General features: G+C 71.8%; 14 protein-coding genes. 7 read left to right on the forward strand and 7 right to left on the reverse strand.

What is annotated here, in order from left to right; all coding sequences use genetic code 11:
• Positions 1-19: 19 nt before the first annotated feature.
• On the reverse strand, positions 20-1,270 hold the full coding sequence (locus ABTX18_RS19315) for an FUSC family protein (protein ID WP_352123899.1): 1,251 nt from the start codon (positions 1,268-1,270) through the stop codon (positions 20-22).
• Positions 1,271-1,372: 102 nt separating this feature from the next.
• Positions 1,373-3,028, reverse strand: coding sequence for an FAD-binding dehydrogenase (locus ABTX18_RS19320; RefSeq protein WP_352123900.1), 1,656 nt, complete (start codon positions 3,026-3,028; stop codon positions 1,373-1,375).
• Between the two features lie 219 nt (positions 3,029-3,247).
• Here ABTX18_RS19320 and ABTX18_RS19325 point away from each other — a divergent pair, with 219 nt between their 5' ends.
• From ABTX18_RS19325 to ABTX18_RS19340, 4 genes are read left to right on the forward strand one after another with little or no spacing between them, the layout of a single operon-like run.
• Positions 3,248-4,141: a DMT family transporter gene (locus tag ABTX18_RS19325; RefSeq protein ID WP_352123901.1), complete on the forward strand. Its 894-nt coding sequence runs from the start codon at positions 3,248-3,250 to the stop codon at positions 4,139-4,141.
• A 47-nt stretch (positions 4,142-4,188) separates the two neighbouring features.
• On the forward strand, positions 4,189-4,698 hold the full coding sequence (locus ABTX18_RS19330) for an NUDIX hydrolase (RefSeq protein WP_352123902.1): 510 nt from the start codon (positions 4,189-4,191) through the stop codon (positions 4,696-4,698).
• Between the two features lie 9 nt (positions 4,699-4,707).
• On the forward strand, positions 4,708-5,103 hold the full coding sequence (locus ABTX18_RS19335) for a YidH family protein (RefSeq protein WP_352123903.1): 396 nt from the start codon (positions 4,708-4,710) through the stop codon (positions 5,101-5,103).
• Entirely contained in the window at positions 5,100-5,411 is a 312-nt protein-coding gene (locus ABTX18_RS19340; protein ID WP_352123904.1) for a DUF202 domain-containing protein, read from the forward strand. The genes ABTX18_RS19335 and ABTX18_RS19340 overlap by 4 nt, the downstream gene beginning before the upstream one ends.
• Before the next feature lie 21 nt (positions 5,412-5,432).
• Here ABTX18_RS19340 and ABTX18_RS19345 read toward each other — a convergent pair whose 3' ends face one another.
• Both ABTX18_RS19345 and ABTX18_RS19350 read right to left on the reverse strand, forming a co-directional pair.
• On the reverse strand, positions 5,433-6,374 hold the full coding sequence (locus ABTX18_RS19345; RefSeq protein ID WP_352123905.1) for an NADP-dependent oxidoreductase: 942 nt from the start codon (positions 6,372-6,374) through the stop codon (positions 5,433-5,435).
• Between the two features lie 67 nt (positions 6,375-6,441).
• A complete protein-coding gene (locus ABTX18_RS19350) occupies positions 6,442-7,731 on the reverse strand; it encodes a glucarate dehydratase family protein (RefSeq protein WP_352123906.1) in 1,290 nt (429 codons plus the stop codon).
• Between the two features lie 153 nt (positions 7,732-7,884).
• Between ABTX18_RS19350 and ABTX18_RS19355 the strand changes: the two genes are divergently transcribed.
• Both ABTX18_RS19355 and ABTX18_RS19360 read left to right on the forward strand, forming a co-directional pair.
• Entirely contained in the window at positions 7,885-8,913 is a 1,029-nt protein-coding gene (locus ABTX18_RS19355) for a phosphotransferase family protein (protein ID WP_352123907.1), read from the forward strand.
• Positions 8,914-8,921: 8 nt separating this feature from the next.
• The gene (locus ABTX18_RS19360) at positions 8,922-10,136 is read left to right on the forward strand and encodes an acyl-CoA dehydrogenase family protein (RefSeq protein WP_352123908.1); all 1,215 of its coding nucleotides are present in this window, start codon (positions 8,922-8,924) and stop codon (positions 10,134-10,136) included.
• 44 nt (positions 10,137-10,180) lie between these two features.
• Here the strand turns inward: ABTX18_RS19360 and ABTX18_RS19365 are convergent, their stop codons facing one another.
• The 3 genes from ABTX18_RS19365 to ABTX18_RS19375 are packed head-to-tail and all read right to left on the reverse strand — an operon-like array spanning position 10,181 to position 13,248.
• Complete coding sequence (locus ABTX18_RS19365) at positions 10,181-10,774, reverse strand: TetR/AcrR family transcriptional regulator (protein ID WP_352123909.1); 594 nt, start codon at positions 10,772-10,774, stop codon at positions 10,181-10,183.
• Between the two features lie 54 nt (positions 10,775-10,828).
• Positions 10,829-12,487 (reverse strand): class I adenylate-forming enzyme family protein, encoded by a 1,659-nt coding sequence (locus ABTX18_RS19370; RefSeq protein ID WP_352123910.1) that lies wholly within the window; start codon positions 12,485-12,487, stop codon positions 10,829-10,831.
• Positions 12,484-13,248 (reverse strand): SDR family oxidoreductase, encoded by a 765-nt coding sequence (locus tag ABTX18_RS19375; protein WP_352123911.1) that lies wholly within the window; start codon positions 13,246-13,248, stop codon positions 12,484-12,486. Before ABTX18_RS19375 ends, ABTX18_RS19370 begins: the two co-directional genes overlap by 4 nt.
• A 184-nt stretch (positions 13,249-13,432) precedes the next feature.
• Here ABTX18_RS19375 and ABTX18_RS19380 point away from each other — a divergent pair, with 184 nt between their 5' ends.
• Positions 13,433-14,710: an exo-beta-N-acetylmuramidase NamZ family protein gene (locus tag ABTX18_RS19380; RefSeq protein WP_352123912.1), complete on the forward strand. Its 1,278-nt coding sequence runs from the start codon at positions 13,433-13,435 to the stop codon at positions 14,708-14,710.
• The last annotated feature ends 56 nt before the right edge of the window (positions 14,711-14,766 follow it).

The raw sequence follows: 14,766 nt of genomic DNA on the forward strand, positions 1-14,766 counted from the left end.
CGGCACGGCCGGCCGACGCTCACTGCACCTCGACTTCGGCACTCTGCTCCCTGCCCCCGCCCTTCACGAGGCCCAGGCGGCGCCGGAGCGCGAGCAGCCGGGGGTGGCGCTCGTGCAGCTCGGCCGAGCGGCGGTCGAGCTCCTGGCCCAGACGTTCGGCGCGCTTCTCGATGTCGAGCTCGTCCAGGATGCGGTCGACCTCGGCGAGCAGGGCCCCGTGCAGCTGCCACTTCCTGGGATGCTCCTGGACGGCGGCCAGCAGCATGTCGGCCACCAGGTCCCGGGTTGTCCGGCTGGCGGTGAGCGCCTCGGTGAGCCGCTCCTCGGCCTCCTCGGCGCTGGCGGCCACCGGAGTGGTGATGAGCACCGAGAAGCTTTCGATGGCCCCCGCCATCTGCTCGAACAGTTCCGTGATGTGCCCGGCGACCTCAGCGGGGAAGAGGGGTTCGTCGACCCGGTCCTTGGCGAGGTCGGTCAGCGTCCTGGACAGCACCCGCACGACGACCGCGCAGATCTCCAGCGTGTCCAGACCGGTGCGCAGCACCACCCGGTGCAGCAGCCCCTGCCGCACCCTTGGGTTGTACATCAGGCTTTCCTCGGCCTGCCGCAGAGAGGCGTCCACCTCGACGATGTCGTGGTCGAGACGGCGGGCCCGGTGCAGCCGGTCGGCCGCCTCCGGGACGGTGACCGGACGGGCGAGGTCGCTCCCCAGGTCGCGGAACATCTGCCCCATCTGGCCGGCCAGTCCGTCGATGGACGTGCCCGCGGTCTGCACCCAGACGGGCGGGGCGAACAGCAGGTTGAACAGCAGGCCCACGCCCGCGCCGATGAGTGTCTCGTACACGCGCTCCCACGCCATGCTGGACCGCGCGGTTTGTGACGTGACGCCGAGGACGAGCATGGCGCTGATCGCCACCTCGGGGACGAACTCGTCGACGCGGACCAGTCTGCCGATGATCAGCGCGGTGAAGATGGTCAGCCCCAGGCTCCACCAGGAAATGCCGACGAGGGCGCTGAAGCCGCTCGCGATGAGGACGCCGACGATGACGGACACGACACGCTTGACCGACATGTTGACGGTGGCGTAGAGGGTCACCTGGACGACGAGCAGTGCGGTCAGCGGTGCGGTCAGCGGTGCGGGCTCGGTCAGCGTCGCGGTCGCCACGGCATAGGCGATCACCGCCGCGCCCGTGGAACGCAGGGTCTGCGCGGCCACGGGCTCGGTGGTGCGCCGGACGAGGTTGATGACGGGTTCGGCTACTCCTGGCATCTTCTTCCCATGCCCGAATCCGGCGCCTCGGCACGGTTCCGGGTCCGGAACCCCACCGGACGGACGCGCGCGGGGCCGTAGGCGGCCCGCCGGCCGGCCGCTCTATACGACCGCCGCCGCGGCCGCGCGCCCCGCCGCCCGGCCGGAGAAGATGCAGCCGCCGAGGAAGGTGCCCTCCAGGGAGCGGTAGCCGTGCACCCCGCCGCCGCCGAAGCCGGCCGCCTCGCCGGCCGCGTACACCCCGGCCAGGGGGCTGCCGTCGGCGGTGAGGACCCGGGAGGACAGGTCCGTCTCCAGTCCGCCGAGCGATTTGCGGGTCAGGATGTTGAGCCGTACGGCGATCAGCGGCCCGGCCTTCGGGTCGAGGATGCGGTGCGGCGTGGCCGTACGGATGAGCTTGTCGCCGAGGTAGGTGCGGGCACCCCTGATCGCGGTGATCTGGAGGTCCTTGGTGAAGGGGTTGGCGATCTCCCGGTCGCGGGCGGTGATCTCGCGGCGCAGGTCGTCCTCGTCGATGAGCGCTTCGCCGGTGAGGGCGTTCATGCCGCGGACGAGGGCGGCGAGGTCCTTCTCGACGACGAAGTCCACGCCCTGGTCCATGAACGCCTTCACCGGGCCCGGCACGTCCGCGCGGGCCCGGCCGATCACGTCACGGACGGACTTGCCGGTCAGGTCGGGGTTCTGCTCGGAGCCGGAGAGCGCGAACTCCTTGCCGATGATCTTCTGGTCCAGGACGAACCAGGTGTAGTCGTGGCCGCTGCGCATGATGTGTTCGAGGGTGCCGAGCGTGTCGAAACCGGGGAAGAGCGGGACGGGCAGCCGCTTGCCGCGGGCGTCCAGCCAGAGCGAGGACGGGCCGGGCAGGATCCGGATGCCGTGCCTGGCCCAGATCGGGTTCCAGTTCTCGATGCCCTCGGTGTAGTGCCACATCCGGTCGCGGTTGATGTGGTGGGCGCCCGCGTCCTCGGTGATGCCGAGCATCAGCCCGTCCACGTGGGCGGGGACGCCGGAGAGCATCTTGGCGGGAGGGGTGCCGAGCCGCTCGGGCCACTGCTCGCGTACGAGGTCGTGGTTGCCGCCGATGCCGCCGGAGGTGACGATCACCGCCTGGGCCCTGAGCTCGAAGGCGCCGGCCGTCTCCCGGCTGCTCGCGGTGCCGCGGGCCGCGTCGCTGGGCTCCAAGATCTCGCCGCTCACGGTGTCGACGGTGCCCCCGGTGCGGCCGAGGCCGGTGACGCGGTGGCGGAAGCGGAAGCTGACGAGCCCCTTGGCGACGCCCTCGCGCACGCGCCGCTCGAAGGGGGCGACGACGCCGGGGCCGGTGCCCCAGGTGATGTGGAAGCGGGGGACGGAGTTGCCGTGGCCGTTCGCGTCGTAGCCGCCGCGCTCGGCCCAGCCGACGACGGGGAAGAACCTGACGCCCTGGGCGTGGAGCCAGGAGCGCTTCTCACCGGCGGCGAAGTCGACGTACGCCTCGGCCCACTTCTTCGGCCAGTGGTCCTCCTTGCGGTCGAAGCCTGCCGTACCGAACCAGTCCTGGAGGGCGAGCTCGTGGCTGTCCTTGATCCGCATGCGGCGCTGTTCGGGCGAGTCGACGAGGAAGAGGCCGCCGAAGGACCAGTGCGCCTGGCCGCCGAGTGACTGCTCGGGTTCCTGGTCGAGGAGGATCACCGAACGGCCCGCGTCGACGAGTTCCGCCGTGGCGACCAGCCCCGCGAGTCCTGCCCCGATCACGATCACATCAGCGTCGTACGCCATGGTTTCCATCCTTGTCGGGGCCGGCCGGGCCGCGGTCCGGCACAAGGACCGCACGTCACCCGTACGGCCGCTCGCGAAGTTACTCGTGCGTCAGATCTTCGGTACCGGCCGCCCCGGCGTCAACCGCCCGGTCGGCCGCACTCCGGCCGCACCGGCGGCCCCCAGGCGCTATCGTCGATACGAATCACCCTCTTCCGGCCTGACTCGGGGTGGAGAAGCGTGTCGGTGCTGGTCCTCGTGCTCGCCGTGAGTGCGGCCTGCTGTCTGGGGTTCGGCTTCGTGCTGCAGCAGGCCGCCGCCAGTCACGCCCCGAGGAGCGACTATCTCTCCCCCCGGCTGCTGCTGGACCTGATGCGGGTGCCCACCTGGCTGGCCGGTATCGGGCTGATGGTCTGCGGCATGGTGCTGGGCGCTGTGGCGCTCGGCAAGGGCGAGGTCTCCGTCGTCGAACCGCTCCTCGCCACCAATCTCCTCTTCGCGATGGCCCTTTCCCGGCACCGCACCGGTCAGCGGCTGGGCCGGCAGGGCTGGGCCGGGCTGTGGCTGCTGGCCGGCGGGGTCGCCGCCTTCCTGGTGGCGGGCGAGCCGAAGGGCGGGCAGGCGGTGTCCAGTCCGCTGCGGCACTGGCTGGTGATCGGCGTGGTGGTGGGGCTCGCCCTGCTGCTGACGGCCTTCGCCAAGCACGCTCGGTCGGGGGTGTCCCCCGCGCTGCTCGCGGTGGCGGCGGGCCTGCTGTACGGACTCCAGGACGCCCTCACCCGGGTCAGCGGGCAGCGGCTCTCCGACGGGGGCTGGGCGGCGTTCGTCACCAGCTGGCAGCCGTACGCGGTGCTGGTGCTGGGGGTGACGGGGCTCATCCTCGTACAGAGCGCGTTCGAGACGGGCCCGCTGCGATTGTCGCTGCCGGCCCTGACCGCGGCCCAGCCGCTGGCCGGGATCGCCTGCGGGATCGGCTTCCTGGGCGACCAGGTGCGCACCGACACGGGCGCGCTGGCCTGGCAGGCGGCCGGGCTGGCGGCGATCGTGGCCGGGATCGTGCTGCTGGGGCTGCACCCGGCGATGCCGGAGGGGCCGGTGGGCGGACGCCGTTCGCAGAGCCTCCAGCCGCACTGAAACCTCACGTCACATGGGTGCCGGAGGGCTGATGTTGGATGAGGGGCATGAATCCCTCTGACGAGATCCTGGACATCGTCGACGAGAACGATGTCGTCGTGGGGCAGGCCCCGCGCGGCGAGGCGACCGCGCGGGGCCTGCGCCACCGCTGCGTGTTCATCGAGGCCCGCGACGCAGAGGGCCGCGTCTTCGTGCACCGCAGGACCGCCACCAAGCTCGTCTTCCCGTCCCACTACGACATGTTCGTCGGCGGGGTGGTCGGCGCCGGTGAGTCCTACGACGAGGCGGCGCTGCGGGAGGCGGAGGAGGAGCTGGGCGTGTCGGGACTCCCCCGTCCGGAGCCGCTGTTCAAGTTCCTCTACGAGGGCGGCGGGCACAGCTGGTGGTCGTACGTCTACCGGGTGCGGTGCGCGCTGCCGGTTCGGCCGCAGGTGGAGGAGGTCGCCTGGCACACCTTTCTCACGGACGCGGAGCTGGAGCAGCGGCTCGGCGACTGGGACTGGGTGCCGGACGGGCTGGAGGCCTACCGGCGGCTCCAGTCGTTCCGATCGGCTTAAGGTCCGTACGTGAACGATTTTGTGCGGGGTCTGCGGCTGTGGTTCGCGCCGCAGCGGATCCGCGAAGAGGGCGACACGCCCGACTACCGCTTCTCGCTCGCCAACGAGCGGACGTTCCTCGCCTGGATCCGGACGGCTCTCGCGCTGATCGGCGGCGGTTTCGCGGTCGACCAGTTCCTGCCCGAGCTGGCGTGGGGCGTCCGGGCCGGCCTGGCGCTCGCCCTGCTGGCGGCCGGGGTGCTGTGCGCCCTGCGGGCCGTCAACCACTGGGTGCGGTGCGAGCGGGCGATGCGGCGCGGGATGGACCTGCCGGTGTCGCGTTTCCCGACGCTGCTGAGTCTGGCGGTCGCCGTGGTGGCCGTGGCGATGGTGGTGGTGGTCCTCTTCGGCTGGGAGGGCCGGTGACCGCAGGGGAGCGCGACCCGGGGCTCCAGCCCGAGCGGACGAGGCTGGCGTGGCGGCGTACGACGCTGTCGTGCACGGTCGTGGCGCTGCTGGCCGGAAAGCAGGCGCTGCACGGCGGGGCCACCCCGGCCGGGATGGTCGCCCTGTCGTTGAGCGTGCTCGCCTGGCTGGGGTTCCTGAGGGTGGCGAACCGGCGGGTGCAGGGCATGGGCGCCGCGCGACCGCGGCCGCTGGGTGCCCGTGCGGCGCTGACCGCGGCGGCGTGCACGGTCGCGCTGGCCGCGTTCGCCGCCGCGATGCTTTTCTGAGTCGCCTGGGGGCGGGAGCGGTCAGTCCTCGCTCTCCCAGTCCACGGTGACGACGATCTTTCCGCGGGTGCGTCCCTCGGCGTTGAGCCGGTGGGCCTGTGCCGTCTGTGCCAGCGGGAAGACCCGGTCCACATGGACCGTGACGATGCCCTGCTCGGCCAGCTCCGCCAGATGGGCCAGGTCCTTGGCGTCGGGCCGTACGAACGCGTAGGCACCGCCGTACGAGAACACCTCCTGGTCCACGATCGACGCCAGGCGCCCGCCCGGCGCGAGCGTCTCGGCGGACACCCGCAGCGCCTCCCCGCCCACGGTGTCGAAGGCGGCCTCGATCCCGTCGGGGGCGAGCGCCCTCAACCGGTCCGCCAGCCCGTCCCCGTACGCCACGGGCTCCGCGCCGAGCTGCCGCAGATGGTCGTGGTTGCGCTCACTCGCGGTGCCGATGACCCGGCAGCCGGCGTGGCGGGCGATCTGCACGGCGAACGAGCCGACGCCGCCCGCCGCAGCATGGACGAGAACCGTGTCGCCGTCGCCGATGCGCAGCGAGCGGTGGAGCACCTGGTAAGCGGTGAGGCCGGCCAGGGGCAGGCCCGCCGCCTCCTCGAAGCTCAGGCTCAGGGGCTTGCGCGCGAGCGTGCGCACGGGCGCGGCCACGTACTCGGCGAAGGTGCCGCGGCTGAGGAAGTCCTCCCGTACGTATCCGATGACCTCGTCGCCGACGGCGAACTCGTCGACGGCGCTGCCGGGCTGGACGACGACCCCGGAGACGTCCCAGCCGGGGATCACGGGGAAGACCGTGTCCAGGATGGCGTCGAGGTGTCCCTCGCGGGCTGCCCGGTCGACGGGGTTGACCGCCGCGGCCCGTACCTTCACCAGAACGCTGTCGGGGCCGACCTTGGGGTCGGGGCGCTCCCCGTACTCCAGGACGTCGGTGCCGCCGTAGCTGCTGTAGCTGATCGCCTTCATACACCGACATTCGCGGCGGGGCGGGGCGCCCGCAACTCGGGCCGGAACCGGCGCGGCGGACCGGCCGTCACCAGCGCGGAATCGCGGGAGTCGCCCAGTCCGGCTCGGCCTTGCGCATCGCGGCGGCGTCGTCGCGCTCGCGCATCGTGCCGTCGTCGTCGAGCCAGCGGCGGTGCAGCACGGCCAGGCGTTCCCGGTCGAGTTCGACGCCGAGGCCCGGGGCGTCGGAGACGGTGAGCCGGCCGTCCTCGAAGACGTGGCGGGTGGTGATGACGTCCTCGGTCTGCCAGGGGTAGTGGCTGTCGCAGGCGTAGTCGAGGTTGGGGACGGTGGCCGCGACGTGCGTCATGGCGGCGAGGCTGATCCCGAGGTGGGTGTTGGAGTGCATGGAGAGGCCGACGCCGTAGGTGCGGCAGATCCCGGCCAGTTCGCGGGTGCGGTGCAGCCCGCCCCAGTAGTGGTGGTCGGACAGGACGACCTGGACGGCGCCGCGTGCGAAGGCCTCGGGGACCTCGGCGAGCGTGGTGACGCACATGTTCGTGGCCAGCGGGACGTCGGTGCCGGCCGCCACGGCGGCCATCAGCTCCGTGCCGCTCGCCGGGTCCTCCAGGTATTCGAGTACGTCCTTCAGCTGCTCGGCGACGTACAGCGAGGTCTCGACGGACCAGGCTCCGTTGGGGTCCAGACGCAGCGGCTGTCCGGGGAAGGCCTCGGCCAGGGCGCGGACGGCGGCGATCTCCTCGTCGGGCGGGAAGACGCCGCCCTTCAGCTTGAAGGAGGAGAAGCCGAATTCGCGGGCGAAGCGCCGGGCCTGGGCGACGACTCCGGCCGGGTCGACGGCCGCGCCCCAGTCGTCGCTCTCGCCGCCGTCCGGGTGCTGCGCCCAGCGGTAGAAGAGGTAGGCGCTGTATTCGACGCTGTCGCGGACCTTGCCGCCGAGCAGTGCGTGCACCGGCAGGCCGAGGGTCTTGCCCAGGGCGTCCAGGCAGGCGACCTCGAAGCCGGAGACCACGGAGAGCCGCAGCTTGTCCGCGGTCTGGACGCCGCGCAGACCGCCCGCGTCGACCCGTTCGTCGGCCGCGCGTGAATCGCCGCACACCTCTTCGGCGAGGGCGAAGAGGCCGTTCACATCGCTGACCGGGCGTCCGGCCAGGGCCGCGGCGAGGGGCTGGGCCAGGTCGAGGTACTTGCCGTCGCCGTAGGTCTCCCCGATGCCGGTCACTCCGCCCCGGGTGACGACCTCCACGATGAGCCGCGGGGTGTAGGGCTGGTGCACGCCCTGGGTGTTGAGGAGCGGCGGGTCGGCGATGAGGATCGGGGTGAGGCGGACTTCGTCGATCAGCAGGGCAGTATCCATACGTGAACTCTATTCAGAGACAGGACCGAGTGCCAAGGCCGGCCGCCATTCGGACCGGATTCCGCACATCCGGTTCCGGAAGTTCACTGGACGACATACCGACTGGTCGGCATCATGAACACCGACTGATTTTTCACCCCGGAGGTGCGCACGATGAGCCCAGTCCATCCGCCAGGTCTCGACCTCGACCGCTTGCGCGGACATCTGGACCGCGAGCGGCCGGGTCTGGTGAACGGACCGCTCGATGCCCGGCTCATCGAGGGCGGCCGCTCCAACCTGACCTATGTCGTCACGGACACGGAGGAAGCCGGCCGCTGGGTCGTCCGCCGGCCGCCGCTGGGCCATGTGCTGGCCACCGCGCACGACATGAAGCGCGAGCACCGCGTGATCAGCGGGCTGTACCCGACGGCGGTCCCGGTCCCCGAACCGGTCCTGCTCTGCGAGGACGATACGGTCATCGGCTCGCCCTTCTACGTCATGGAGTACGTCGAGGGCACCCCGTACCGCACGGCGGAGCAGTTGGCCCCGCTGGGCGCCGAGCGGACCCGCAAGGCGGTGCTGGGGCTGGTCGACACCCTCGTGGAGCTGCACGCCGTGGACCCGCAGGCCGTCGGCCTCGGCGACTTCGGGCGCCCCGAGGGCTTCCTCGACCGGCAGCTGCGCCGCTGGGGCAAGCAGCTGGACGCCTCCCGCAACCGCGAACTGCCCGGCATCGACGAGCTGCACGCGGCGCTCGGCCGGCAGCTGCCGGGCTCCCCCGCCCCGGCCGTCATCCACGGCGACTACCGCCTGGACAACGTGCTGATCGGGTCCGACGACGAGATCAAGGCCGTCCTCGACTGGGAGATGTCGACGCTCGGCGACCCGCTCACCGACCTCGGCCTGCTGGTGATGTACAGCTCCGACCTGGGGCTGCCGAAGTCGCCGGTCTCCACCACCAGCGGGGCGGCCGGCCACCCCTCACCCGCCGAGCTGATCGAGCGCTACGCCGCCCGCTCCGGCCGGGACACCTCCGGCATCTCCTGGTACACGGCGTTCGCCTGGTTCAAGCTCGCCGTGATCCTCGAGGGCATCCACTACCGCTACACCCTGGGCCAGACGGTCGGCGGTGGCTTCGACCGCATCGGCGATCTCGTCCCCGTCTTCATCGAGCACGGCCTCACCACCCTCCAGGAAGGCTGACCCACCCCATGGACTTCGCATTCGACGCCCGTACCGAAGAGCTGCGCGCCAGGCTGCTCACCTTCATGGACGAGCACGTCTACCCCGCCGAGCAGACCGCGGAGGAGCAGCGCGCAGAGCTCGCGTCGCCGTGGGACACCCCGGGAATCGTCGACGACCTCAAGGCCGAGGCCCGCCGACAGGGGCTGTGGAACCTCTTCCTGCCGGACGCCGAGTACGGCGCCGGGCTCACCAATCTCCAGTACGCCCCGCTGGCGGAGATCCTGGGCCGCTCGCCGCACCTGGCGCCGACCGCGCTGAACTGTGCCGCGCCCGACACCGGGAACATGGAGGTGCTGGCGCAGTTCGGCACCGAGGAGCAGAAGAAGCAGTGGCTGGAGCCGCTGCTGGCCGGTGAGATCCGGTCCGCGTTCGCGATGACGGAGCCGGAGGTCGCCTCGTCGGACGCGACCAACATCGAGACCGGGATCACCCGCGACGGCGACACCTACGTCATCAACGGGCGCAAGTGGTACATCTCCGGGGCGATGAACCCGGACTGCGCGATCTTCATCGTGATGGGCAAGACCGACCCGGACGGCGAGGACATCCGCCGCCAGCAGTCGCAGATCCTGGTGCCGCGCGACACCCCGGGCCTGACGGTGAAGCGCGCCATGCAGGTGTACGGCTACGAGGACCACTCCCACGGCGGCCACGCCGAGGTGGTCTTCGACAACGTGCGGGTGCCGGCTTCGAACCTGATCGGCGAGGAGGGCGGCGGGTTCGCCATCGCCCAGGCGCGGCTCGGTCCGGGCCGCATCCACCACTGCATGCGCCTGATCGGCATGGCGGAGCGCGCCATCGAGCTGATGTGCCGGCGCGCGGTGGCCCGTACCGCCTTCGGCAAGCCGCTCGCCCAGCAGGGCGTCGTGCAGAACTGGATCGCGGACGCCCGGGTCACCGTGGAGCAGTTGCGGCTGCTCGTGCTGAAGACGGCCTGGCTGATGGACACGGTCGGCAACCGCGGTGCGCACACCGAGATCCAGTCCATCAAGATCGCCACCCCGCGTGCGGTGGTCTCGATCCTCGACCAGGCGGTGCAGCTGCACGGGGCGGGCGGGGTCAGCCAGGACTTCCCGCTGGCGGAGCTGTGGGCGGCGGCGCGGACGCTGCGGCTGGCGGACGGTCCGGACGAGGTGCACCAGCGGTCGCTGGCCCGCCGGGAGATCAAGAAGTACTTCTGAGGAGCCGGCGGGCCCGTGCGAACGGGCCCGCCGAGGGGGGCCGGCTACGGGCGCAGGGCGCGCAGCAGCAGGTCGGCGAGGTGGTCGGCGACCTGCTGCTGGGTCAGTGGGCCGTCCGGCCGGTACCAGGTCGACAGGTGGTGGACCGAGCCGAAGTGGTAGTCGACGATCAGGTCCGCGGGGGTCGCCGTGGAGAACACCCCGCTGCGCTGGCCCTCCTCCACGAGCGCGCGGAAGCGCTCGTGGTAGCGGCGCCGCTCGACCCGTACCTGCTTGTTCTTCTCCGGGCTCAGATGGTGCATGGAGCGGAAGAAGATCGAGGCGTCGTCGAGGTTCTCGATGGTGGTGACGACCACGTCCGCTGCGGCTTCGCGCAGCCGCTGCTCGACGGGTGCGTCGGCGTCCGCGAAGGCGTCCAGCCGCTCCTGCTGGAGCCGCAGCACCCGGGCGTAGACCTCCTGGAGGAGGTCCTCCTTGGAGCCGAAGTAGTGGTAGAGCGCGCCCTTGGTGACGCCGGCCGCCTCGACGATCTCCTGGACCGACGTGCGGTCGTACCCCTGCTCGGCGAAGAGCCGGGTGGCGGCGGCCAGCAGCCGCTGGGGGACGGGGGTACCGCTCCCGTCCGTCGCCTTGGCCATAGCCGCCACCTTCCTTCCGTGAGTCGCGTGAACCGGACCGGAACCGGACCGGTTCTAGCGGGGTGAACGCAGTTCCCGCCTGAGGATCTTCCCACTCGCGGTCTTGGGAAGTTCGGCCAGGATCTCGACTTCGCGCGGGTACTTGTACGCGGCGAGCCGTTCCTTGCAGTACGCACCCAATTCGCCCGGTTCGACCGCGGCGCCGGGCCGCAGACTGACGTAGGCGCGGACCGTCTCGCCGCGGTAGGCGTCGGGGACACCGACGACGGCGGCCTCGCGTACGGCGGGATGGGTGTACAGGACGTCCTCGACCTCGCGCGGCCAGACCTTGAAGCCGGAGGCGTTGATCATGTCCTTCTTGCGGTCGACGACGTAGAGCCAGCCCTCGCGGTCCATGAAGCCGATGTCGCCGGTGCGCAGCTCGCCGTCGGGGAACGCGGCGGCGGTGGCCTCGGGCAGCCGCCAGTAGCCGGAGACGACCTGGGGACCGCGCACCGCTATCTCGCCCTGCTCGCCGAAGGGGACCTCCGCCCCGTTCTCGTCGATGATCCGCACGACCGTGTCCGGGCCGGGCACGCCGACCGAGAGGGTGCCGGAGACCGGGTCGACGGGCGCCTCGCGCTCGGGCGGCACGGAGGCGCAGGGCGCCGTGCACTCGGTGAGGCCGTAGCCGTTGCGGATGTACGGGCCGAAGCCGGCCCGGAACTTCTCCACGAGTGCGGGCGGCAGGGGTGCGCCGCCGGAGGAGATCACCTGGAAGGAGGCGAAGTGATCCGGCGTGACCCCGGGGGTCGCGGCCAGCGCCATGAAGGCGGTGGAGGGGCCGACGGTGTACGCGGGCCGGTGCTCGGCGAACGCGTCGAGGACGACGCCGGGGTGGAAGCGGTACGCCAGCACGAGGGTGCCCGCGTTGGCGAGGCAGGCGGCCAGCTGGCAGACCATGCCGGTGATGTGGAAGAGCGGGGCGAGGGCGAAGTAGGCGGAGCCCTCGGCGACGGGGTGGCCGGTGCGCTGGCGTTCGGCGTTGATCATGATGTTGCCGTGGGAGTTCATGGCGCCCTTGGGGGTGCCGCTGGTCCCGGAGGTGTAGCTGATCAGCGCCACGTCGTCGGCGGCGAGCTCCCGGCCGGCGGGGGCCACGAGACCCTTGCGGGCGACGGCGACCAGGTCGTCGGCGTCATCGGCGGGCGGCTGCCGGTCGAAGTTCAGCACCCGCTCGTCGCTCGAAGTCTGGAGGTCGAGCTCGCAGGCGGTGACAGCGATCCGGAGGGCCGGGGCGGCAGCCGCGGTATCCCGCAGATACGCCTCCCAGGCCCGGTCGGAGCAGATCAGCGCCGTGACCTCGGCGTCCTTCAGTACGTGCCCGACCTCGGCCGACTTGTACATCGGGTTGAGCGGGACGACGGTGGCCCCGGCCTTCCAGGCGCCGAGCAGCGCGAGGACGAACTGTGGGGAGTTCTGCAGCATGATCGCGACCCGGTCGCCGCGCTCCAGGCCCCGGGCCGCGAGGTGCCCGGCCACGGAGTCGGAGAGTTCGTCGGTCTCGCGGTAGGTGAGGCGCCCGTCGAAGTAGGCGAGCGCCGGATGGCCGGGGGCCCGGGCCGCGGAGTCACGGAAGGCGTGCACCAGGGTTTCGGCGGGGCTGACGGGAGCCCGCTGCGCCTCGCTGAGCAGGGCGAGCCAGGGCTTGGCCGCGTAGATCGACTCGCTCATGCGCCTGCCTCTTCCCACTTCTGCTGGAGGTGGTTCATATTGCCGAGCCAGTGGTCGGTGTCCTTGGCGCGGGCCCGGTAGTACCCGGCGACCTCGGGGTGCGGCAGGACGAGGAAGCGGTCCTCGGCCATGGCGTCGAAGAGGGCGTCGGCGACGTCCTCGGGCTCGATGGCGCTGGGGGCGAGGACGAGCTTCCCGGCCGATCCCGCGGCGGTGAGCATGTCCGTGCGCACGCCCTGCGGGCAGATCGCGTGGACCTTGACGCCGCGGTGGCGGTAGGTGAGGGACAGCCACTCCGCGAAGGCGACCACGCCGTGCTTGGTGACGCTGTACGGCGCCGCGCCGATCATCGTCAGCAGCCCGGCGGCCGAGGCCGTGGAGACGAACCTGCCGCTGCCGCGCTCCAGCCAGTTGGGGAGCAGCGCCCTGGCCGCGCGGACGTGGGCCATCACGTTGACGTCCCAGGCGGCGGCCCAGACCTCCTCGTCGGCGAAGACGTCACCGGGTGAGGCGAGGCCGGCGTTGGCGCAGTAGACGTCCACGATGCCGTCCAGCGCGTCGCGGGCGGCATCGATGATCTGTGAGGCGTCACCGGCGACCGGGACGGCGCCGATCTCCTCGGCGAGCGTCTTGATCCGGCCCTCGTCGAGGTCGTTGACCACGACCCGTGCACCCTCGGCGGCGAATCTGCGGGCCAGGGCGGCTCCGATGCCGCCTCCGGCCCCCGTGACCACTACGCCCGCGCCCTGCACCGTACTCATCGGTCCCGCCTCTCTCAGCCGACTGCACCGGCAGACTAACCGGTCGGTATGTCCTCGGGGAAGGGGCGGGGGCCAGTCGTCCGCCTCTTGACGTACAGCCGCCCCGTCCGGCTCGTTCCCTGCGGCCCTCTCGCGCGCTAGCGTGCGTGGCCATGACAGACGTTGCGATCATGGAGGTAGCCGAATGAGCCTGTCCAGGCGTGGATTGCTGGCCGTCGGCGGCGCGGTGGGAGCGCTCGCGGCGACCGCCGCGTCCGCCGGACCCGCAGCCGCCGTCCCCTCGTCCGGCCAGGGGCACGGTGGCGGTCACGGCCGGGTCCGTACCGGATTCGACCGGCTGGCGGCTGACGGCTACGCGCTGCTGGCGGGGCAGCGCGTCGGCGTCGTCACGAACCCCACCGGGATCACCTCCGACGTGCGTCACATCGTCGATGTGATGCACCCGGACGAGCGGGTGAACCTGACCGCGGTCTTCGGCCCCGAGCACGGCTTCCGCGGCACGGCGCAGGCGGGCGGCTCGGAGGGCCGGTACGACGACCCGGCGACGGGGCTGCCGGTCTACGACACGTACCTGAAGAGCGGGCAGGCGCTCGCCGACGTCTTCACGGCGTCCGGCGTGGACACGGTCGTCTTCGACATCCAGGACGCGGGTGCCCGCTTCTACACGTACATCTGGACGCTGTACGACTGCATGCAGGCGGCGGCCCTCGCGGGCAAGCGGTTCGTCGTCCTGGACCGGCCGAACCCGGTGTCGGGACGCGCCGCGCTCGGGCCGGTGCTGGACCCCGCGTTCGGCACGTTCGTGGGGCGCCGGGAGATCTCCCAGGCGCACGGGATGACGGTCACCGAGCTGGCGCTGCTGTTCAACGGGGAGTTCCTCGCGGACCGGCCGGCCGAGCTGGAGACCGTGAAGATGTCGGGGTGGTCGCGCGCGGACTTCTTCGACGGCACGGGGCTGCCGTGGGTGCCGCCGAGCCCGAACATGCCGACGCCCGACACCGCGCTGGTCTATTCGGGCACCTGCCTCTTCGAGGGAACGAACCTCTCCGAGGGGCGCGGCACGACCCGGCCGTTCGAGCTGCTCGGTGCGGAGGGCATCGGCCCCGCCTGGGCGGCGGCGGCCAACGCGCTGGACCTGCCCGGCGTGGCGTTCCGCGAGGCGTACTTCGCGCCGACGTTCTCCAAGTTCCAGGGCAAGACGGTGGGCGGGGTCCAGCTGCACGTACAGGACCGCGAGGTCTTCGACCCGGTGCGCACGGGGATCGCGCTGCTCGTGACGGCGAAGCGGACGTGGAGCGGGTTCGCCTGGCGGCCGGACAACTGGATCGACAAACTCACCGGCAACACCCGCGTCCGCACGATGATCGACGCGGGTGCGGACACGGACGAGGTCGTGGGGGCGTGGGCGGCGGATCTCGCCGCGTTCCGGGCGGTGCGGAAGCGGTACGTGCAGTATCGGTGAGCTGTGCCGGGCGGCCCTGCCGAGTGCGGGCCCGCCCGGCCAACCGGTTCCGTCCT

This window comes from Streptomyces sp. NPDC096323 (assembly GCF_040302845.1).
GTDB lineage: Bacteria > Actinomycetota > Actinomycetes > Streptomycetales > Streptomycetaceae > Streptomyces.